The following is a 22,080-nucleotide window of genomic DNA, read 5'->3' on the forward strand; positions in this document are numbered from 1 at the left end:
AAAAGTAAAATGACCAAAATTCAACGTTGGTACAGAGGATTTTCATACAAAGGGAACCCAAAACAACTTATCCAGGAAGTTTCCAAACACATACAACACCAAAATATCAGTCAATATGTGCCACTTCTGCGACTGGAAAAAGGAGCTACTTCTAGAAAAAGCTTTTATTTTTTTCTAGCAATTGAAAGTAGTACCCTAGGAGAAATACCTCAAGAAATTGTAAACTCTAATTTGCTCAAATTTCCCTGTTTTAAAACTTCGGCAGTTCCCGGCAATAAGAGCTTCACCTATGAACAAATAAAATCTATGGTTGGGGCAGCCCATGAAGTTTACGATTACACGAACCCTATTCCTTATCAGCCTGTAGAGAAAGTTACCTATGATAACCCATTTGAGGCGAGCGCCTCATCGCCTATCAATCAATCGTCACCAGATATTGAGGCACTTTCCCAGCGTTACGAACACCTTCTCTACTGGCTATCTACCCTTGGTAGCGGAACGTGGGAATCCTTCAAAAAAGCCTGCGATACTCTGAGACTTGAGGAACCAAAACGCATTTTACGGAGGCTTAGGTTGCTTGGGCATATTGAGTCTTCTTCAGACGGTACACGATGGTCTATGGCTCCTACAGCCCTCGTTAAGATTAAATCAGACTCTCCAGAATTTCTTCTTTGCGGTCAACGCAGCATCAAGTTGCTGAAGGAGTTGGAAAAATATACAGATATAATTTCCAGTCATCAATCAAGAAGAGACGCACCGCCTTGCATTCGTCTCAATTTGAGTGACTTTAATATAATTACAAGCCAGTTTTCTATCCTTTACGCTGGGGAAGTATCGAGCCGACTTGCTGAAATTATACCAAATCTTGACATTTGGAAGCAGAATCTCAGAAGCTTGCAGGGAATTGTGCCGAGTATATACGAGTGGAAGCGCTTTGATGGTAATGATTTTATTAGCTGTATCTCTCCCAATCAAACAGGTATGTACCAGATGTGGAGGATAGAGGAGAGCGATCGTCCTGGCTATACACTCTTTTATGACCAAGAAAGCGCTAGTTGGCGACAGGGCGACTGGTATGGTCTACGATTTTTAGCATTGCAGCACAGTGGCTTTGAATGTATTGCACGTTACGATCGCGCTAGCTGGCGTTTAGCAATACCTGTCTCCCAGCGTTGGCCTGAAATTTACGAACGTGCGCTAGTGCTAGCATCTGGACAACTCCCAACTTATCAAAAATCCTGGTTGCTCTACGAGAACGTGCCGATGGAAGTAATTTCTCTGCTAACTGATAAACTTAATGTAAAGTGCGAAGAGGTACCTGCCAGTGCATGACTTAGTTGGCGCATATCAAAGACTTGATCGCATTTATCAGCTATATATCAAAAGTGCCTTTCCCCTGCGTTACCGCGCTTTGGCTGATGAACGCGATCGCCTCCTCCAGCAACCAGGTATCTTGAGTCAGCCTCCCTTAGTTGAGCCTGTCCCGATTTATCCATCATCGGGGATGAATTTGTCAGCCGCAGCCAATCAACTGCCCTCCGAATACCACAATTTGGCACAACTTGGGCAAATGATTTTCGATCCGGGAGTCCAGCTTTACCAACACCAATGGGAAAGCCTGCGGGAAGTGTTGGTTAACCAGCGAGATTTAGTCGTGACTACTGGTACGGGTTCCGGTAAAACCGAATGTTTCCTCTTACCGCTTTTGGCACAGTTAGCAAGGGAATCCCAAACTTGGGGGGCTAATCGCCAACCGCCATCAAATCATCGTTGGTGGGATAACAATGTAAATTCTAATGGCGACCGTATCTCTCAATGGGCGCATACACCCCGACCAAAAGCCCTCCGTGCCTTGATTCTCTATCCTCTTAACGCGCTAGTTGAAGACCAGTTGCGACGGCTGAGAAAAGCGCTAGAAGCGCCATCAGTACACCAGTGGTTAAATCAAAACAGAGGGGGAAATAGAATTACCTTTGGACGCTACACCGGACAAACACCAGTTTCAGGCATACAGAAAGACGATAGTATCAGACGACTGAAAAATGAATTAAGGGAACTAGAACAGCAGCGCCGACAGAGAGATACGGATATCCAAAACAATCCGTCTTGGCTTCAGGATATGCCCGATTTGCCTTACTACAAACCGCTACTTGATGGCGGTGAAATGTGGTCTCGGTGGGATATGCAAGATAGTCCGCCGGATATTCTAATTACTAATTACTCGATGCTCAACATTATGATGATGCGGAGTATTGAGAACAATATTTTTGATGCTACTTGTGACTGGCTTGCTGACAATCCCGACAACCAATTTTTCCTAATTATTGATGAACTTCATGCTTATCGCGGTACGCCGGGGACAGAGGTTGCTTATATTCTGCGATTGTTGTATTCGCGTTTGGGATTGACACCAGACTCGCCACAACTACGGATTTTGACGACTACAGCTAGCCTTGAGCCAAATCAACAGGGCAGAGACTTTTTGCGTGAGTTTTTTGGCCGCGATAATTTTGACTTCATCACAGGACAACAAACCCCACCAACACCAGGGGCAAGATTCAATCTTTCGGCCTATCAAAATGCTTTTGCCCAGTTTGCTCAGTCAGTACAAGCTGACCCATTGCAGGAAATGCAACCGCCAAATTCAGCATCTAATCAAGTGCGGAATGCTATGTCTAATTTGGCTATGCAGCTTGGACAACCGGCAGGATCTGGACTAAGTGCGGAACAACATCTTGGAGAAGCACTGGCTACTTTAGGCGCAGCAGATGTACTGAGAGATGCTTGTCGCGAAGTCGATCGTCTGCTTAATCCAAGTAATCCTAACCCTACAGTGAGGGCTACGAAAGTTATAGATGCAGAACACTTAAATGATCCAACAGATTTAGACCGTCAAATTTTCTCTGGTGCTGCGAGTAATGGGTTGGTATCTGATGCGATGCGGGGGCTACTTCTAGGACTGGGAATGTCTCAACGAGTGAGTACGGGGCGATCGCCTCAACCTGTACGCGGTCATCTATTCTTCCGCAACCTGCAAAACTTATGGGCTTGCTGTAATCCTAACTGTACCCATTCACCAGTCGATCGAAATATAAGGCAGAACACTCCGAATCCTCCGACTGTTGGTGCAATTCATGCCACTCATCGCCTTAGCTGCTCCTGTGGTTCTCGTGTTTTGGACTTAATTATTTGTGAAGTGTGTGGAGAGGTTTTTCTTGGAGGCTACAACAAAACTACTCAACGAATAGGAAACACAAATGTAGAAATTCTTACACCCGATCAACCCGATTTAGAGGGAATCCCTGACCGTATTACTCTCAATCAACGCTACGGAAATTATAGAGTTTTTTGGCCTTTGCCTGGAGAGACACCTGTTTGGGATACGCAGCCACAAGACCCAGAATGGACGCTTGATAAAATAAAACGCCGATGGGTTCGTGCCAAGTTAAATCGGACTACAGGCGCACTTACGCAGAATAGCACTCAACCACAAGTAGATGAAGAAATACCAGGGTGGCTCTATCAAGTGACAGGCAATCATCCAGAAGAACGAGCATTGCCAAGTAAATGTCCTCGCTGTGATGCTGACTACGGAAGACGAGACAAATTTCCTACTCCCCTGCGTTTCCACCGCACCGGATTTCAGAAAGCTTGCCAAGTGCTTGCCAGTGGACTTCTGAGAGAAATGCCAGCACCAATAAGCCCCACCAGTCGATCGTCTCGCAAGCTGGTCATATTTTCCGACAGCCGTCAAGATGCCGCCAAGCTAGCTGCAGGGATGGAGCGCGATCATTATCGCGACATGGCGCGGATGTTGCTGATTCAGTCTTTTCAAGATTATTGGAATGACTTTGTAGGCTTCCTCCGCATTACTTCTGCAAATAACCAGACAGCACTTACTAGGTTGCAGGCATTGAACCCAGATCTTTACACTGCTGTTGTTGCGAATCCGCAGCCTGATGATATGGTTCGGCGCAACCGATTTCGCAATACTAATCAGGCTTTGGTAAATGAAGCAAGAGACTGGATTGATGATTTGCCCTCAAGTAATCAGCAGGCTCGTGACGAATGGCTAGGATTACTAGAGCGCTACCCAGGGGGAATTCCTCTTCTGAATTTGCGGGATAAGATTCGAGATGGCCTTCTCAATTATGGCATTTGTCCGGGCAGACCCAGCTTTCGGACTATGACCTATACAGTCGGACAGGGAAGGGGAGTAGAAAGGTTTCCTTGGTTTGATTGCTACAACTGGAATGCTAATCCAATCGCACGAGTTATTCCCGGCACCCAGGAACAGAGAGCTCATGCTGACCTGTTGGAAGCTCTCTTAACTGAAGAGTTGATGTATGCTCTTTTCCCCCACATTGCTCGGACTATTGAAGGACTGGCACAGGGTTGGGTTAGCTATCAATATCAAGGAAACCGAACTCCGTTGATTGAAGCAACTGAAGCAGTGATTCGACAATTAGGAATTCGGAAATTACATCGCTATTTTCCCCATGTCCGTCTCGACAATAATTCAGATTTGCCTAAGTTTGCTCAACGGTACATTAGTAGAACGGGCCTTGAACTAAGCGACGTGCAGCATCAGTTACAACAAGTCATTCCAATCCAACCTTCAAATCAATCTCAAAGTCAACGATTTATACTCGATCCCGATCGCCTCTATCTCGTTTTACCACCCCCGGCAAATTCTGATGGTTCGCGTCCGGGATTCCGTTGTCCGCAATGCAATGCTTTCTTTATTCAACCTGCTGCTGGAGTTTGCCCCGAATGTAACAGCGATCGCCGTTTTGACAATCCGAATACTTCCACAATTCATCTGACACCAGGACAGACAACAAGCGACTTTGATTACTATACCTATCTTTCAGAGCAATCAGGTCAGCCGTTCCGCATGAATGCAGAGGAATTAACGGGTCAAACTGACAAAAAAGAGCGAACTAGGCGCCAGGAGTTATTTCAAGACATCCCTATCAATCAAGAAATTCTGCGGGTTCAGGGTATCGACTTATTGAGCGTCACAACGACAATGGAAGCGGGGGTAGATATTGGTGCATTGCTAGCAGTAATGATGGCAAATATGCCGCCCCGCCGATTTAATTATCAGCAACGAGTTGGTCGTGCTGGCAGACGTTCTGCGGGAGTTTCATTAGCTGTTACCTTCTGTCGAGGCCGAAGTCACGATGACTTTTACTTCCAGCGTCCTGAAAGCATCACAGGCGATCCGCCGCCACCGCCCTACGTTGAGATGAAGAGTCAAGAAATTTTCCAGCGCGTCCTCATCAAAGAAGTGTTAAGGCAAGCTTTCACAGACACAGGAATCACTGCGTCTTTAGGTGGGACTGACAACGTACACGGTGAGTTTGGTGATGTTGCTAATTGGGCTAATTATGAAGTAGCGATCGCCAATTGGTTAAACAATCCAGCCAATGAACCGAAGATTTTGTCAGTTTTGGATATTTTGCGGGTGCAAACAACATTATCGAATGCTAGTAATTCTCAAATGTTGAATTATCTCCGCCAAAACCTGATAAATGCCATTCAAAATGTTGTAAATGACCCTACATACACTCAGAATGCGCTGAGCGAACGTTTGGCAAATGCGGGGTTATTACCGATGTTTGGTTTTCCAACGCGGGTGCGTTTGCTTTACACGCGCTGGCCCTCACCGGGCGCTCAATGGCCACCAGAGACGGGAATAGTCGATCGCAACCTTGATGTGGCTATCAGCCAATTTGCACCAGGATCTGAGACTGTCAAAGATAAGGCGGTTCACACTGCTTGTGGTGTGGTTGAATTGTATCCTCAAGGCAACACAATTGCGACCGCACCAGGCTTAGTCCCAGCACTCACTCAGGGCAACGAATCTCTCGGACTTTGTAGTAACTGTCAAGCGGTAATCTACCCGTACATAACCTTAAATGAACCACTCCCTGGCGGTCAGCGATCGCCAACAACTCAATGTCCAGTTTGTGGTGTAAATGATGCGATGCGTTACATTGATGCCAGGGAACCCAAGGCATTTTTTACAGACTTGCAACCAGAGGACTTTGATGGGCAATTTGAGTGGCAACCGCGATCGACACGACCTTCTTTGAGTATCCCTCCGAATGATGGCACGCCTGCAAATAATGGCACGCCTGCATCTGTCCTTAATGCTTCTGTATCTGCATTCAATGACAATATCATTTCGGTTAATGATAATGGTGGCACTGGAGGGTTTGACTTCTACGAAAGAGTTAGGATTGATAATCGACATAAATCAGGAGCTTATGCTGTATCTAAGCAAAACAGTTCGGTTAGTACATCTGGAGCGGTTTATCGGGTAGCTCTACTATCTCGACGTAAAACAGATATCCTATTAGTAAATATTCAGGAATGGCCTAATGGCATATTTGCCAATCCAACTACAGTTGAAGGTCGTGCTGCTTGGTATTCTTTCGCGTTTTGGCTGCGGGTAGCGGCTGCTTCTCTTCTCGATGTGGATGCACTGGAGTTGCAGGCGGGTTTTCGTTCATTAGAGCAGAATGGAGCGATTATAGGTCAAGCTTTTCTTTGCGATCAATTGGAAAATGGAGCTGGATATTGCCAATTTCTCGCCCAACCGAATGAGTTTCAACGACTGATGGATCGGGCAGATCCAACAATTTCAAACAGCATTGCCTGGAAATGGACGACTCCTCACGAGCACGGAAGTGATTGTGATACTTCCTGCAATTTGTGTTTGCGGGACTATCAAAATCTGGCTTATCACGGGTTATTGGATTGGCGACTGGCTTTAGATATGGCACGATTGGTGTCTAATCCTGCGTCGGCGATCGATCTCAACTCTTCTTGGGGCAATATTCAGAATCCTTGGCTCAACTTAGTGCAAGTTCCAATTCCAGCCGCACTTCAACGCTTGGGTTATGGTGCACCAGTGCAGTTTGAGACTCTCACTGGCTACGTGCACCAGAATGCTCGACGGCGGACAATCAAAATGATTCGACATCCTTTATGGAATGATGACCATCCAGAGTGGATTGCAGCGGTGGCGAGCGCGCGATCGCAGTATCCTGGTTATCAGGTCGAGCCTGCCAACCCATTTATGGTTCTCCGGCGACCGGGAGATTGTGCGTAGATTTTTGTCTAGCAAATCATTTTTGCTTATAGCGAGTGGCGCTTGGTGTTTGACTGTTTCTAAAAAGCGGTTCCCAATTTGTACTGGGTTTATGAAAAAAAGGTAATGTATTATTGGGACAACTATAATGATGGCAGGTTAAGGCTCCCGACTCACGATAGCCTACGGATGATGTTCCAGAAGCACGCAGGCAATATTTTTCTATGAAATCATCATATTCTGATTTAGAAATTTGGTGGCTGTCGAGAATATCCGTAATTTCTTGGCTTTTATAGTCGAGCATCGATTCATAATAGATAGTCTCACTGTTCTCAGAAGCAAATTCTATACTAGCTAAGTTGAATGATGTAGCCTGAACTACATACATAAAGATAAACAATGACTGTTGATATGCAGGATATTGTTTGAGTAGCTTATTGATTTCTCTAATACATTTGGCGAGTTGATTACCAGAACCGTTAGTATAGTCCATAAACACAAAAACTGATGTTTCATAGTTTTCTGTACCTGCTTGAAAATACTTGCTCAGAGGTCTAATTTTTTTGCCATCAGGAACGCTAGTTGCCGTCAAAGCCGACCTTTCATAAATTCCCCAAAGGCCGTATTGACTTTCCACTGATGTATTCGGCGGTGAAGGTAATTCAGCATATCTAATAATTTTATTTCTCAACCATTTTTTAAATTCAGCTTCATTACCTTTCAAAGCAACTTTAGGATCGTCACGAAAAGCTTTGCAAAGATTCTCTTTTGTCAGAAGTAAGTCAAGTAACTTTTTCTGTAAATTTTGACTAGCTGATTCAATATGAGTTTTGGAGAAAAACTGAAACTTACTCAGGAGTAAATATGCTATGTTTTGGTCTAGAGTTGTTTCAAACTGATTAATCCAATCCCGAATTTTTTTCTTTGACAAAGAACCATCCCAACTATCAAACCTCTCATAGCAAGCCTCAATATCTATATCGTCAAATAATAAAGAATTTTCTACCTGGCGTTCTTCTGGTAAAATAGAAGATATAGGTCTTCTATAGGGGTTCATTATATCTGACAGTTTTCTTCGCAATAATTGAATTTCCTTCGTTATATTATCTCCCTTTAAGTTGAGGTACTGATTAAAATCTTTTTGGGTCATATATTCGACGCTTTTTCTTATTAAATTCTTTCACGGGAACGGAAGATATCTTGGAAAATTAAGCTAGTGAGGGTGTACCTATATGGTCTTTGCCCAAACACTTCTAAATACTCAGATCCTAACTTATTTTTAAGTTCTACACGTGCTCTATTCAACCTATAATCAGCTTTTTCATCGGACAGTCCATAAAAATATGAAATTGAACAAGCATCCTTCAATTTCAAAAGCTCTGGAATAGACTGCCTTCTCCCACCGCTAAAAAAGAGAATATTCAAAAAAGCCTCCGATTCTTCCGAAAACTTGAAACTGTCCCGTAACTCTGAGAAATATGATAAGGCGTAAACTCGATAAGTATTACTGAAAATTCTTCTAGCAGTTTCAATACTAACCAAAGTGTGGTGGGGTTCTGCTTCTGCCCAAAGCAATTGGCCAATAGTTTCTACATATCTTGGAACCCCTCCAGAGACTACTGTAATAAAATCAATTACTTCTTCTTCAAAAGGATAAATTTTATCAGTTGTTCTCAAAGTAACTGAACTGTTTTTTGTTTCTATATATTCTTTCACTTCGGAGAAAGGTAGAGGAGTTATAATTTTAAAGTTAAACCTAGCCTCTTGTAACTGTTTAGCTTCTGAAATAATTTGACTGTAGTATTCTTGAGTGACACTTATACACAATCCCCAACCCGGTCTGGTTGAAAATTTTTCGGACAACCCATGCAAAAAAGTCATAAAATATGAAAGTTTTAGTTCTAGGTTGGAAAAGAGGAGCTCTACTTCATCAAAAGCAATTAATATATTCTGTTTCTGCGTTCGATTCAGCATTTCCAAAAAAACTTCAAATAAATCGATAAACTCTATCTTCTCGAATAATACTTCATCTTGTTTAGTCAAACATCCTTCTCTAATCAAAACGTTATACATCTTGGTAAAAATAGCTCCCAGAAGACTCTCAAAGTGCTTATCTGGCTGGCTGGACGCTGCAATAGGCGTAACTATCTCAGAGAATTTAATGGGTATGCAAATGCCTTGTCTATCATGAAATTCTTTGGCTATAAGATTTAATAAAGTTGTCTTGCCATATCCATAATCTCCAACAAAAAATAGTTTTATTGGTCTCTTTATATTGAGTGATTGTCTAACCTCTTCCAGGAGATTGTCAATAAACTTTGTATGAACAATTGTAAATTCATAGTTCTGCTCTAATACTGACATAGCAGAGCCAGAAGCCACGTAGGGATTTAGAGCAGGCGGTACAAGGTTTCCCTTAACATCTTGATAGGACATACTTAGACAGCAATAGCAGGTTCTAGAAGTTTGATAAATCCGTAATTGACTCCTCGAATGTCAATACACTCAATTCCCATATTACGGGCAAGCTGAGACTTGGTTGTCCTTAATTCGATGCGGTGAGTCAGTTGCAACTGAATCAGATGTTTTTTAAAGTGTTCTTCCGTATAATCTGATCCTTGCGTCATAATTCTATCACGAATCTGAGCAACTGGAACTAGACCCAGACTTTTCTGGGCAATATCGCGATAATTTTTTAAAATAAAGTCTAAAAGGTTTAAGTAATTGTCAATTTGTATCTTGTGTCTATAAAACAGATCGAGATAACCCACCCCTGGATTACCAACATAGCTATAGCCACAATGTTGTATTAATAACTCTTGAAGTTTAGCAAGTTCAGGGTTTTCTGATAATTGATACTTTTCACACAGTAAAAATCTATCGTTACTGTAAGTTTTAACCATTGGGGAATATTGAGAACAAATTTGAGTTAAATTTTCATTAAAAACTTCAAGAGAAGAAGACTTTTTAGCCAGAGTCTCTAAGGGCTTGATAACTTCTATTTTAGACTGAACCGAAATTGATGCTCTGGTTTTTTCAGGCGTAGTTTCTGAATATAACTGACCATCTAATTTATAAATATCGAGAACATAAAAACCAGCTAAATAGTTTTTTATAGTTGTAGCAGACATGGGGGTTCCTACTGGCTTTCCTTTATGTGCCTTATGAGTAACTAGCTTACCTTCCAACCAAGACAATGCAGCCTTTAATATCTGACCGTTATTAGCTACAAGCCCTTCCGCCAGTACCCTCATGTCCTGTTCATAATACTCTTTTGGTAAGTAAAAAACTGGAATTATCTTGGACATAGTACCTTTAAGCGTATAAGTAAAAGGTTGAGTCTATTGCAGTAAACACTAAGGTCACAATATTTTACTGCTCTCTGCTATACGGGTTAAGACCTCCTGAAGGCAGCTTACCTTCTCAAGGTTATCACCAAATCTGGCGAATAGGCAATTGGTTAAAGCGTTATGGTCTCGCCTTGAGAGGAGAACTCATAGACCTCAGATCCTCGGTAAGCTTTGCTAACGCAACCTGGAGCGAACAGAAGTGGTAGAAACACCATCTGCCGGAAGAGGCTGATCGCGAGCAGTCTGTTAACAAATGAGCTGGAGTCCTCACTCTTTAAAGATTAATCCCGACGGCGAAGCATAATCTCTAGATGTCCCTTTTTGTACAAAGTCTTTAAGAGTTCCCATACCTCCTGATTATGTGGCAAATTTTGACGAAGTTGGCTAATGGCGATCGCACTGTTGTCAGAGCTAATGGCATTTAAAAGCTGTCTTTCTTCCTCCAGAAGGCTTTCATCTCTTTTAAAATGAATTTCTTTCAATTTATTCTGAAGAACCTGACCGCGTTCAAAAATAGATTTGAGTTCGTTTATCTGTTCTTCAAGGTTGGCTAAGCTGTCGATCGCAGATGGCAACTGTTCTCTTTGTAATGATAGCTGTGTTTTTAAATCAGTGAGTTGACTCAAAAACTCTGTCATATCGTGGTCGCGTTCTTGGGAAATAAAGGAAAAATCACGCTCCAATTGCTCCCATTCTGAAACCAAACCTTCGCAGAATTTTTGCAAATTTTCCCACACAACTCCTTTCATAATGTGGTAAGATCCATCCCGGTCTTCATCATCAAATTTGCATCGATTTTTCAAAGGAGATTCATTAATTGAAATTAGATCCAGTAAGACTTCGTAACGACTAAGCATTTGCTCGAAAGCCTCTCGACGCGAGCGCTGTTCACCATTAATTTCCTCTTCAAGTTCAACCAAAGGTTGTTGCAGTAAATCGTACTGTCTAAAACTCTCAAGCTGATTGTTGCTAAAATGCTTAACAACCCGGTCAACAAAGTCATCATCGTAACGCATCAAGCGAACTGGGTCTTTATTCAAATTCTCTCGTAACATCTGTGCTCGATTTAGAATAATCCGCCACTTCTCTAAACCATCTACCAACTCCTCAAGCCTTAATTTAGTGGGTTCGCAAGTTAGCCAAAACTGCTGACAATGCTTTAGCTGATGATGCAATGCAAGTATATCAGTTTCATTTACTTTAAGCGAACTAGCTAGGCTTTGGCAATCTTTATCTAGCTGATTTACTTGCCTTTCCAAAATTATCCGGTAGTCATTGAGACAAGATTCTAGGCCGCTATCACTCTCAATCATTTGACTAATTTTAGAAGCATTCAAGTCTAAGGTAAATTTTTCTAGCCTGAGTTTAATTCCACGCAGTTCTTTTTGCAGGGTTGAGCGCCTCTCAATGCAAAAATTTTCTAGAAGCTCCCGTTCGGCTTGGATATTTCTATGAACTTGGTCGAGAGCTACCTCTGACTCATGGTTAGCATCAAGAATTTTTTCCTCCTCATTTATCTTTTCATTGATTTCACGTAAAATCGTCTCATCAAAACTTTCAAGTAACGAAGAAACCCGAACGCGGAGTTCTTTTAATTGACCATTTAACTCCTCTGGCTCTAATTCCAAACTGGCTTCGCGGATAATATCCGTTGAACGCGCCCACTCTATGTAGCGTCGCCGCTGCAACCATTCAAGAGCTTCTTGGAACTCGTCTTCAAGATAGCCAAGCAGTTTAACTGCTTTCCATAACTTTGAATACTCTAATGCTTTAACATCTTGCTGTCCCCACGCCGTCTCAACTGTTTGTGTTCTGCCTTGTGATTGCAGTTTCTCTTTAATAAACGATTCCAAAGGATGTTCTGTAAATTTAATTTGGGAATTTCCTTCTTTCCGCTTGGCAATTTTTTCCCCACTCATCAAGCCATGTTGTTTGAAAACCGCTAAAACACTGGGTAGGCTAGAACTCCCCATTTCAAACAATTTTTCAAATTCTTCTTTGGAAACTTGATATAACTGACGACCTTTGCGAACAGATAAAGGTATTTTTTCCAAGAGGAACTTATATTTACGTAACGTCGGGTTCAGACTATTATAGAAAGACTTATAATCGGTAAATAAGGCTTTACATTTTTGATAGAACACTGATTCGATAAGTTTACTGTCTGAGCCATTTACCCCCTTGAGGCCCCCAATTTCCCAAGTTTGAGGCGAAATCGCCGGAAACAGCAATCGCATGGCATACTGGTGACACTCTTGGCGATGGTGTTCTAATCTAGAGCGATCGGCTTTACTGACTTCAGGATTTTTTGAGAGCCAGTCTTGAATATAATGAGACAAACTCAGCAGCGTACAAACAGAACATTGTTCGGAAGCCATGACTTTGCGGAGTAAGCCGAATGATGTGGGATATTCGCCTTCAAAACTTCGACCTAACTGAAGATGGAAGTCTACTTGATTAGTTCCGGTGATCGCAGTTAAAACTTGTGGAACGACGGTTGCTTTTCGCTCATAGTTAAAGTAAAACCGCCAATCTAAGTGAGTTTCTTCTGGGGATTGAAACCTCATTAAACCAGATTCTTTACTCCCGACACTGATAACAAGAGAACGCTTAGGAAAATCCGCATTATATTTTTCTGGAGCCCCTTCTAATAAATTAAAAACTCCGAATCTATCCTGCTTCCACTCCCCTTTATAACGCCAAGACCAATTGGCTTTCTGACCAGTTCTAGAAAGTGGGAAGAGTAAAGAAATAATTTCCGACTTGAAAATCGTTGTAGCCATCTCTTCTTTTTGAGTATCGTTCCACTCTCCAAACCATTGCTGACGAAATCGATTTAGAATTTTATCTACAACTGTGGGAATGCTTGTCTGAAGAAGGGCGACTAAAGCAAAAGTGCGCTCAGTCGGCTGTATAATGTGCAGCCCGTAAAAATTGTCATCTTCTGCTAGTTTTTTCAACTCCTTTAAGAGTTGAAATTGTTTAGCTACACTTTCAGAAAGGCCTGAGGGGAAACCAGCGAGTAGCTTGATTACCTCTCGTCCTTTGGGGTGTTTTGGAAAGGAGATCAACGGCTCCAAGGTTTTGATAGTATTGCTAATTTTGTGTTGTTCCGTGCCATATAACTGTACTTGTCCTTCTAGATAATCCTGAATCAAATCTAAAGGAGTATAGGGACGCTGATTATTTGGAGCAAAATGGATGATGCGTTTAAATACTTCAATGACGGTGCGAGGGCCATTGCTGAAGTTTTGTCGATCGCATAATTGCCCTAAACTTTCAATTGTTGCTGGATGTGCCAAGTGATTTTGCTGCGCCTTGTCTTCCAGAAAATTAGTACACAAATAATTCCACAGTTTTGCTGGGAACTCAGAGCTGTACGCACCAGCTAATCTAAGAGATACTTTCTGTTCCTTCATACGGTGAATAATATCACCAGCTTGTTCTTCAATAGCTGATTCAGTCGGAGTAGTCGGCATACTTAGAATTAATGCAACAGGCGTAGAACCCAAAGCTCGCATTCCTTTAACTAAATCGCTCAAAATCTGGATGCGAACGCTAGCACCTTCTTCTGTTCGCAAAAATTCTTGGCTTTCATCCGCAAATATTGCTAAACCTGCAAAACCTGCTTGTCGGAGGAGAAAAACTGTCTCCTGCCAAAAATTCAAAACATTATCAGTATTTGTGGTGTCAGTATTTAATTGTTGAATAATTTTTAAAGCTTTCTCTTCAGATAACTTGTACTTAAGCGCTATGTCTGCTGCTATATTTTGCTGAGACTTCAAGCCATATTTGCGATACAGTACCTCAATCTGAGGAAGAAATTCTGGTTTGAGGCGCGTTTTTATCCAGCCATAAGTGGCAACCATCAAATCTCCCAGCTCTTTAAACTTGAAAGGTGGCACCGCCATTATCTTATGATCCTGACACTGCTGCCATAAATAAATTAGTGTTGCTGTCTTACCATACCCATAGTCGGCACTAAGGTAGCCAGTAACAGGTTTACCCTTACCAATTTCCTCAATCAAATGGTCTTTTAGAGTTTTTACGGGTTCAATTGGGTTATAGGTGGTGGCATATAGATTATAAACTCTGGCTACTTCTTGAGGCTCATTTTCTATCTGGGAGGGATTGACTGTATCGACAATTGCTTGGATAGAGTCTAGTTGTTCTAATAATCTGTTCATGGATTGTAAATATAAAGTGTGTCTCGGAGAATGCTAATACTTAGCTAAAGCAATTGAGTCCACTCAGGGGATTGAGTTAGCATTACCCATTGTCCGTATCCCCCTTCATAGCCACAGTCAAAGAAGCCACCTCGATCATAATCATAGGTGCATTTAGCATTATCTATGCTACCATCTAATCCGCTCGGATCTAGCAACAACATTTGACAAATAGCCTCTTGAACTTCTTCTCGCAAGAAAATCTTGACTCCATAGGTTCGTTGTTGCTGTTTGTAGATTGTGTCTACTGCCTGAAGTAAAATAGGAGCGGCACTGAAGTAGCGACGGCTGAAGTGTTCGTATTTGCCTTCTGGTTCTATAACACTGGGTGATAACGATCGCAGCCAATTGAGGGCACCAGCCACACTCGTATCACTAAATGCTATTTCACTGGTAGGTAGTTCAAACTTCACAGCAGCCTTTTCAATTACTTCTCCAACTAGGGACTTTTTTTCGGGCGGTGATAAAACAACTTCTTTTCGCAACCAGAGTTGTTGTACAACTGTAGCATAAGTCCAAGAAAACCTTTTTTCAGCTTCTTCTTGGTGTAGATTATAAATTACTAAATGTAAAAAATCTCCTAGCAATTCGGGGTTAGACTCTTGAATTTTAGCTGCAACTTGACCAAGAGGTGTCAGTGAGGGGGGATTTTTTTTTGAAATAATTGAAAGATTTCGCAAGAAGGGAAATACCACTTTTTGGAGAACGGAAAGCCCTAAATTACAACTAGCTCCAAGTTGTTCAAAATTTGTTTCTTTATTTTTCAAAAAATCAAGAATTATAGCTACTCTTTCTAGCGTAGTATTTTGCTGAATATGTAAAGTTAATTTATTGCTCATAAAGCGCGTTCTAAAGTATCTAACCAAGCAGTTAAATTGTGCATAATCCGATATTCTCGGCTTGTTCTCAATTTATCAATACTTTGACAAAAGTAACATGAATGTTGCGTAGATTTTTTGAGTTCCTCTAGACCAGTTTTAGTAGTTTCAAAACCGCGTCTAACGGTAATTTGAATTTGAGAAGTACCCGGAAAAAAGATGCTGCCGAAGGCTCCTGCTTTTGACCAGGTTGAGCTATCTAAGCTATGGGGTACAAGGGAGTTGTTGCGGAGGCGATAAAAGCTGTTTGGACCGCCAATGCCAAAGCAGTGAACTTTCATGTTTTTTTCGCGGGCGATACTGCCAACAATCTTAAACAATGCCAAACTAGATTCAGAAATCATATTAACGCTGCCGTTGGGTCCTGACGTTCCCCAAGAGCCAAAGCCGATACGGGTAATACCCATTTTTGCATAGGTTTCAATGCAGCGATTGATTTGGTTGATAGTGCGTCCGTGTACGGGGGCGATCGCGCGTTCTTGTACATAAACAGGCATTTTACCGAAAAATTTTTCGCAATGGTAAAGCGTTTCGCGAACTTTGTACTCCACTATTTCATCTGAATCAGTTGAGATGGGTACAATATCGGGCAATACATACCCATCTGCCCAAGTATTATTGCGATAAAAATTATCTAAAAATTCCAGCAGTCGATCGTAAGTAAATTTCCCCTGTTGCACCTGATATGCACCGCAATCTAGCCAAACTTCCGAAATGTTTCCCACATCTTTTTGTTGACGAAAGTATTCTGTAGTAGAAGCTGGGCACGTTATCGGTGAGTAAAGAACGTTTTCAAAGGGATTACGCCGATCACCGCTAGAATTCCACAACTGCCGACTGCGTTCAATCTCAGGGCCGCCAGCACTTACGGCAGCCACAAACTTGGGAATTGTCAGGAGAATATTAGAGCATAATATCTTTTCCCAAACAACCAAAGAGCGGCGTTTACCAGGTTCAATTTGAACCCGATCAAATCCCATCTTGTTGTAAAACCCGTTAGCTTCTATGTCCAGGGGGCATTTTAGGCGCAGTTTTGTAATACCGCACTTCCTACTGTGTTTTTCCCATGCCCAAATAAGCTGACGACCCATGCCTAGCCTGCGGTGGTCGGGGGAAACGCAAAGATGGTAAAGAGTAGATATCTTGTCTCGACGGTGATGAAAATGGAGAAAGCCGAAGGGGTGGTAAAGAATTTCACGACTTGCGATCGCTTCTGCCAGGACTGCCCGATTCACAAAGCCTATCTCTTGCCGATGCACATCGGCAAGCACCTTAATCTGAACTAGCTCCTCGCTCGAAGCAAATACCACCTCTGACTCTAAACACCTAGTCTGCACACATACCTCACTTCTTCCAACCAACGAACGTAGACAAGTGTAGCCGATGTCCGCACCTGTTAATTTTACACTTGTTGCTTGCGGTAAAATTTATACTATTAATTGTATTGTACTTTTACGACTTTATTAAATTTTTGCATTACTAAGTTTTTGGACTAAAACATTACATCTTGATTAGTTAATTGTTTGATAGAATAACTTACTTAACCAGGAGCTATGCAAGTCTCCCAATTAATAAGGTAGACCCGATAAGAACCCCCTGATAATGTGAGAATCTATCCATAATCAGAGTCTGACACACCTTACAAGCTGATTCGCGTATGCTACTTGCATAGTCCTATCAGTAGGATGTCATGGCTACATCCTATGACCAGCAAGGGTTGGGCTGGCTCTTACTGTCACACCCGGTACTTGCACGACAATTAAGCATTTTAGAAGGATAAAGACTTCAGAATATAGCACAAGTGTTAACAGATCACAACACCAGCAGCACTTAACCGGATTTTTAAGAAAGCCCCAACACAAAACTGGATGGATAATTTATGGAAGAGAGCGCGAGCTACTAGAATGGCGAACTTATCCTGCAACACTTAGAACTTTTAGGCGCTTACCCGCTGTTTACTAATTGATGTCCCCAATGCGGAATAACTTATTCCAAGTACGAAACCCCCTCAGCACTGGGCTATTCCAAATGTTGCGAGCTAGAGATTCGATGTAAAGCGATAGTTCGGAACGATAATTATCAGCAACGGGAAAACACTCGCTCGACACCCCACTTGGAAGTGCAGCCGACTAATCCCCCAGCAAACACCCAGAACGCGCATTGAGGCCACACACTTAACACCGCAAACTCATGCGGCCACGATTGTCAGAAGCGAAACATGATTGCAGCGATCGTGGTTAGTAAGAATATTTTGCCAACAGTTGCTTCACCGATCGTCCAACCCCGGTACATTCCCCGGCAACAGGCGATCGTCAATTCAAGAAACAGCACCAAGTTCAAAACGCTGATGATGGCGCTGTTGATGTTGATGTTGTGCAAAAAGGTTAGTGAATTCATAGGGTTGATTTTTTAGACTACTCGCTAATCTAGCAAGCTTAACAGAAGTTGTGTAGCCACTGCTTTTCAAGTTTCCTCACCAACGCTCGTCATCCCAAAAGTCACCAACTAAAAAACCCAGGGGTCGCTGGGACTGTGTGCGATCGTCAAGCGAGTTTCTGCTGCTGTGTACTTTGTGTGTTCTTACTTGGCGATCGCTCAAGAATGAGACAAGCGTGAAATGATGGCAGATAGGCACTAAGAAATATGGAATGCAGAGAATGACTGACTGGCCGATCGAACAAATCAATTTGCTGGAAATGGACTATGCCGACATCCTTGCCAGCAGCATCCATCCATCATTTGAACTACAACTGGTAAAATCGGGGGTTAACCCATCAGAAGCCCGCATCAAAACCAATTTCCTCACTCTGTCTGGTGCGCCAAAAACCTAAGACTCCCGAACAATGGGCTATTTTAACCGAAGCATGGGAAGTAGCTTGCGAGTATAAGCCCACCGTTGAAGATTTTCGCTTATTGGCAGAATTCCTGTGGGAGAATTAAGACAGCGTTGAAGTTGACATTGACTGCTGACAACTTTGAATTGAATTTACTTCGATAACAGAGCGATCGCCCTATTTTGAAAAGATGAGCTTTTACCGCTATGCCTAAACCAAAGAGATATCCCGACAATTGGCAAGAGATTGCGCTTTCGGTGAAAGAAAACGCGGGGTGGCGTTGTGCAAAGTGCCATCAACAATGCCTCCGACCCGGTAAACTCCGACCCGGTAAACAAAGCGGCTTAACCAAATCTGAACGATGTGCCTTAACTTTAGCGGTGCACCATCGCAATCGGATACCGGAGGACAATCGCCCAGAAAACTTAATCGCTCTGTGTACCGCGTGTCACCTGTCCTATCACAATCGCGGTCAATCAAACGTATCGCCAGGGCAATTATCCTTGTTCCCCGATGATGGCATTGACTGGGATATTATGGAGTGCTCTCTGGAATCGGCATGAAACAATGTATCCGATCCGAATCCGCTGGTGTCCGTTTACTTTGTTTAAAGGTAGCTTTACAGTTTTCCAGCGCGAGCGTGTTCGCCGTTGAAGAGGAAATTTCGTATTTTTGTTTAACAACCAGCCGGGAAGTCCCTGCGGTAATTTATTCGGGGTACTTCGCGCAGCGCTCAGATTAATCCCCTCTAAATATACCGAGGGACTTCCCGGCTGGTTGTTAAAGGTCTTCGTTACTCTTAGAAAGCTGCCAAGCATCGAGAAAATTACTGAATAAATTGCTTTATCCCTCCAAGTCAATCGCTTCATGGGCTAACTCCGCGTTTGCTACACTATGGGTGTTTTGTACCCATGCCGGGGCTGTAATATCGAGACTTCTCCGGCATAGATAATTTAGTTGCTCTCTAATTGCTGGTGGTATTTCTTACCTTCTGAGATTCTACGCTTGAGGGTGTCTAATGCCCTCACCGCTGTCCAATTACCCAGATTAGCTAATTGGATATATTGCTGTATCAATTCTTCGGTGATTTGTTGGTCTAGCCACTGCACCAATTCTGCGGTTGCGAGGCGCGCTTGGGGATTGGTGTTGCCGAACATCTCGAACATTCCCAAACGCTGCATTTGCTCTAAGGTCATACTTTCCACCGCTTTCACGGCTTCTTCAAACTCTTGGGCGGTCAACTGGGACGGCTCATGGGGATGCTGCTGTAACAGGAAATAATCGATTTCTTTGTACGCGCCGACATACATTTTATGGCGAACAGTGTCGCATAAAATTGCGTGTTCGGGCAATTCATCATCAGAGCCTAAGTTGTAAGATTCTAAGTGGATTGCGAGAGTTATGTGTTCTATCAGTGGCGCATACACGGCGTAGTAGCTAAATGTAGCCATTGCTCTGCCATTACTCCAGGTGGCTTTGCTTCCTTGGTAATAAAGAGCAAAGTATTGAGTGTTGTTGACTCCCACCATCCCCGGTAACATGGGTGGCATCGCTACGGGTAATTCGATGAAGTGTGTTCCTAACATGATTCCTCCTTGTTCAAGTAAAAGGGCATGGAAACGCTGGTTTTTTGGCCTTTCGTGTATTCAATATCTACCGTTGTTTTAGTCAATGCTCAACAACGAATTGCTCTTTATTTTGTTGTTATTTCATTTGAGTTACCTCCCAGATATCGGGGTATTTTAAATGTTTGAATCCATTGGGCATCAACACGAACCATCATTTCTGATGAATCATTTTTGATGACATTCAGCCAAGGATTTTTCGCATCTCTCAGAATAAACTCTACTTTAATAGACTGCACGAACACTTCAGGCGGAACCCGACTAGCTTCAATCCATACCCCATCATCAAACGGGTTGATTGGATAAATCATTTTTTTGAAGTTATACACATTGTCGTGATAGCAGTTGGGATACTCATAGCGCGATACCATCCGATTGGAATGAGACATGGGATTGTACTTCCTCAATGAGAAAATCTGCATCTTTTATGACTCCATTAATCCCAGAGTGTAGTAGTTATCTAACAATCGAGCGAAAGAAAACAGCCGTTAGATTGATCAGCCAAAGTTATCTTTAGTTCAAGCCCTTCTGTTCTCAAAACTTTTTCTGCCTCATCCAACAGCTCAAAAGAGTTGAACCAAACTTGAATGATGCCCTCAAGTTTATGATGCTTTAAGGTGTATCCTCGTTCGTGATGGGAATGGTGACGGCATCTCACGAAGCAAGCCGTTCTGAGGAATGTGTGAATGTTTCTGGTCATTTTTATGTGTTCTGTTATTCAAATAGGATGAGAGCGCTGCTTTCTTGGCGTTTCCCGTAGTCTGGGTCTACCTGCTTTCTCAAATACTCAAAGTCATCAAATAAGTCACTGCGGACATACTTGGTATTGTTTCTAGAGCTTAGTTTGTAATAGGCGTGTTGCCATTCTGCAAAGGCATTCAATGATGCGCTGCTGTGCAGCAACCAATCGCAGTTGTTGAGGTGCTTGAACCCCCACTTTTCATCAGTCCATTCGGTGTTCGCATTATCCTTGCTATGCCAGCAAAGATACACCGCACCTGGGAATCCTTTGAGTAGCACTATTTCGTACAAATTCCCAGCTTCTGTGTAACGGTAGCAACTTTCTTCGTTGATGCACTCTCCGGGAACATCTCACTTTTGCAGCCAAGCTAGAAATTGGAGTTAGGAGCCAGGAGCCAGGAGGAAAGAGGAAGAAGGAAGAAGGAAGGAGCCAGAATAAGTGTTTTTACAACTATGAGAGGCTCCCCACTCTCCGCCTTCATCTAAACCCATTTGAGGACAATCTAACCCTAAACAGCAGTGCATTGTGTACCTTTAACTTAGTGTTTTTTCTACACTAGCGACAGCTATCTTATTAAAATTACTTTTGTTTTTATGTTAACATTCAGCAGGAAATAGTCCTTGGTAAAAAGTGATTATTTGCTGCTTAATGGCAATCTATAAAACGCTCAAATGAGTTTCGCGTCCTCCGAATTGTGCAACTTTCTGAGCTTCGATATCTCCCGCTTCCAAGGCTTGTCGGATGACTGAATTATCGGGCGATACTTCAATGCGTTGAAACTGGGGAGGAAGTTGATTTACTTCACAAGGGAGTTTGAGGGGCAAAACTCCGCCATTGTTGCTGATAGTTAAGTGGATGCGGCGCAGCCTTAGTTTCTTGACACCCTGAGATTTGAGACAGCTCTTGAGTTGCTGTTTCATCCAATTCACTCGTTTGCTGTCGGTAGCTGCGAGTTTATTCAGGCGTTCTGCTTCAGATTTACGTTGTTGGCTCAGGGCATGGCGGTTGGTAATGGCAGCGCAGTAGTTATCAACCTTGGAAAGCCATTGCTCGTAGGTACTACCCCGTTGTTCTAAGAGTTGTTGCACCGCTACTTCTAATTCGGGTGTGATTTCTTCACCTTCGATGTTGTCGATTAGCTTATCCAAGTCCTCCAGTTCTACAGTAAGTAAATGCAATGACTTAGTGCGCCCTCGGTGAGCCTCACAGCGACTGGAAATCAGAGCACGTTGGTCTGGGTTCATGTGTTGCCATGCTTGCTGCACAATTGAGTCGGTTTCAGGAGTTTCGGGGTAAGGAAGTTGCCCCAAGCGCAAACTTGAG

16 protein-coding genes are annotated in these 22,080 nt (G+C 42.7%); 4 read left to right on the plus strand and 12 right to left on the minus strand.

From position 1 onward, the window contains the following. Window positions 1-9: 9 nt before the first annotated feature. Entirely contained in the window at window positions 10-1,332 is a 1,323-nt protein-coding gene (locus QUB06_RS01825) for a hypothetical protein (RefSeq protein WP_333142804.1), read from the plus strand. Then, the gene (locus tag QUB06_RS01830; RefSeq protein WP_333142805.1) at window positions 1,325-7,123 is read left to right on the plus strand and encodes a DEAD/DEAH box helicase; all 5,799 of its coding nucleotides are present in this window, start codon (window positions 1,325-1,327) and stop codon (window positions 7,121-7,123) included. Before QUB06_RS01825 ends, QUB06_RS01830 begins: the two co-directional genes overlap by 8 nt. 16 nt (window positions 7,124-7,139) lie before the next feature. On the opposite strand, the gene QUB06_RS01835 is transcribed toward QUB06_RS01830, so the two are convergent. From QUB06_RS01835 to QUB06_RS01865, 7 genes are all read right to left on the minus strand, one after another. Continuing rightward, a complete protein-coding gene (locus QUB06_RS01835; protein ID WP_333142806.1) occupies window positions 7,140-8,252 on the minus strand; it encodes a phosphoribosyltransferase-like protein in 1,113 nt (370 codons plus the stop codon). 20 nt (window positions 8,253-8,272) lie between these two features. After that, a complete protein-coding gene (locus tag QUB06_RS01840) occupies window positions 8,273-9,538 on the minus strand; it encodes an ATP-binding protein (protein ID WP_333142807.1) in 1,266 nt (421 codons plus the stop codon). Window positions 9,539-9,540: 2 nt separating this feature from the next. Beyond that, on the minus strand, window positions 9,541-10,410 hold the full coding sequence (locus QUB06_RS01845) for a hypothetical protein (protein ID WP_333142808.1): 870 nt from the start codon (window positions 10,408-10,410) through the stop codon (window positions 9,541-9,543). A 323-nt stretch (window positions 10,411-10,733) separates the two neighbouring features. Continuing rightward, on the minus strand, window positions 10,734-14,639 hold the full coding sequence (locus QUB06_RS01850) for a hypothetical protein (protein ID WP_333142809.1): 3,906 nt from the start codon (window positions 14,637-14,639) through the stop codon (window positions 10,734-10,736). A 44-nt stretch (window positions 14,640-14,683) separates the two neighbouring features. Beyond that, complete coding sequence (locus QUB06_RS01855; RefSeq protein ID WP_333142810.1) at window positions 14,684-15,517, minus strand: hypothetical protein; 834 nt, start codon at window positions 15,515-15,517, stop codon at window positions 14,684-14,686. Then, a complete protein-coding gene (locus tag QUB06_RS01860; protein ID WP_333142811.1) occupies window positions 15,514-16,893 on the minus strand; it encodes a GNAT family N-acetyltransferase in 1,380 nt (459 codons plus the stop codon). Before QUB06_RS01860 ends, QUB06_RS01855 begins: the two co-directional genes overlap by 4 nt. Before the next feature lie 868 nt (window positions 16,894-17,761). Beyond that, a complete protein-coding gene (locus QUB06_RS01865) occupies window positions 17,762-17,953 on the minus strand; it encodes a hypothetical protein (protein ID WP_333142812.1) in 192 nt (63 codons plus the stop codon). 251 nt (window positions 17,954-18,204) lie between these two features. Between QUB06_RS01865 and QUB06_RS01870 the strand changes: the two genes are divergently transcribed. Next, window positions 18,205-18,387: a hypothetical protein gene (locus tag QUB06_RS01870; protein ID WP_333142813.1), complete on the plus strand. Its 183-nt coding sequence runs from the start codon at window positions 18,205-18,207 to the stop codon at window positions 18,385-18,387. A 209-nt stretch (window positions 18,388-18,596) separates the two neighbouring features. Next, entirely contained in the window at window positions 18,597-18,953 is a 357-nt protein-coding gene (locus tag QUB06_RS01875; RefSeq protein ID WP_015179769.1) for an HNH endonuclease, read from the plus strand. Between the two features lie 390 nt (window positions 18,954-19,343). On the opposite strand, the gene QUB06_RS01880 is transcribed toward QUB06_RS01875, so the two are convergent. From QUB06_RS01880 to QUB06_RS01900, 5 genes are all read right to left on the minus strand, one after another. Then, entirely contained in the window at window positions 19,344-19,976 is a 633-nt protein-coding gene (locus QUB06_RS01880; protein ID WP_333151713.1) for a hypothetical protein, read from the minus strand. Between the two features lie 107 nt (window positions 19,977-20,083). Continuing rightward, window positions 20,084-20,404 carry a hypothetical protein gene (locus QUB06_RS01885; RefSeq protein ID WP_333151711.1) on the minus strand — a complete coding sequence of 107 codons (321 nt, stop codon included), beginning with the start codon at window positions 20,402-20,404 and terminating at the stop codon, window positions 20,084-20,086. Window positions 20,405-20,475: 71 nt separating this feature from the next. Next, on the minus strand, window positions 20,476-20,715 hold the full coding sequence (locus tag QUB06_RS01890; RefSeq protein WP_333151709.1) for a hypothetical protein: 240 nt from the start codon (window positions 20,713-20,715) through the stop codon (window positions 20,476-20,478). Window positions 20,716-20,729: 14 nt separating this feature from the next. After that, entirely contained in the window at window positions 20,730-21,047 is a 318-nt protein-coding gene (locus QUB06_RS01895; RefSeq protein ID WP_333151707.1) for a hypothetical protein, read from the minus strand. Between the two features lie 366 nt (window positions 21,048-21,413). Beyond that, on the minus strand, window positions 21,414-22,067 hold the full coding sequence (locus QUB06_RS01900; RefSeq protein WP_333151705.1) for a siphovirus Gp157 family protein: 654 nt from the start codon (window positions 22,065-22,067) through the stop codon (window positions 21,414-21,416). Window positions 22,068-22,080: the final 13 nt, after the last annotated feature.

This window comes from Microcoleus sp. D2_18a_D3, from assembly GCF_036702455.1.
Lineage (GTDB): Bacteria > Cyanobacteriota > Cyanobacteriia > Cyanobacteriales > Microcoleaceae > Microcoleus.

What these genes read in the sequence shown, in the direction of transcription:
- QUB06_RS01825 (WP_333142804.1), top strand. Translation starts at nt 10, where the DNA reads ATGACCAAAATTCAACGTTGGTACAGAGGATTTTCATACAAAGGGAAC.
- QUB06_RS01890 (WP_333151709.1), bottom strand. Translation starts at nt 20,715, where the DNA reads ATGACCAGAAACATTCACACATTCCTCAGAACGGCTTGCTTCGTGAGA.
- QUB06_RS01885 (WP_333151711.1), bottom strand. Translation starts at nt 20,404, where the DNA reads ATGTCTCATTCCAATCGGATGGTATCGCGCTATGAGTATCCCAACTGC.
- QUB06_RS01840 (WP_333142807.1), bottom strand. Translation starts at nt 9,538, where the DNA reads ATGTCCTATCAAGATGTTAAGGGAAACCTTGTACCGCCTGCTCTAAAT.
- QUB06_RS01870 (WP_333142813.1), top strand. Translation starts at nt 18,205, where the DNA reads ATGCAGAGAATGACTGACTGGCCGATCGAACAAATCAATTTGCTGGAA.
- QUB06_RS01865 (WP_333142812.1), bottom strand. Translation starts at nt 17,953, where the DNA reads ATGAATTCACTAACCTTTTTGCACAACATCAACATCAACAGCGCCATC.
- QUB06_RS01880 (WP_333151713.1), bottom strand. Translation starts at nt 19,976, where the DNA reads ATGTTAGGAACACACTTCATCGAATTACCCGTAGCGATGCCACCCATG.
- QUB06_RS01835 (WP_333142806.1), bottom strand. Translation starts at nt 8,252, where the DNA reads ATGACCCAAAAAGATTTTAATCAGTACCTCAACTTAAAGGGAGATAAT.
- QUB06_RS01855 (WP_333142810.1), bottom strand. Translation starts at nt 15,517, where the DNA reads ATGAGCAATAAATTAACTTTACATATTCAGCAAAATACTACGCTAGAA.
- QUB06_RS01845 (WP_333142808.1), bottom strand. Translation starts at nt 10,410, where the DNA reads ATGTCCAAGATAATTCCAGTTTTTTACTTACCAAAAGAGTATTATGAA.
- QUB06_RS01850 (WP_333142809.1), bottom strand. Translation starts at nt 14,639, where the DNA reads ATGAACAGATTATTAGAACAACTAGACTCTATCCAAGCAATTGTCGAT.
- QUB06_RS01875 (WP_015179769.1), top strand. Translation starts at nt 18,597, where the DNA reads ATGCCTAAACCAAAGAGATATCCCGACAATTGGCAAGAGATTGCGCTT.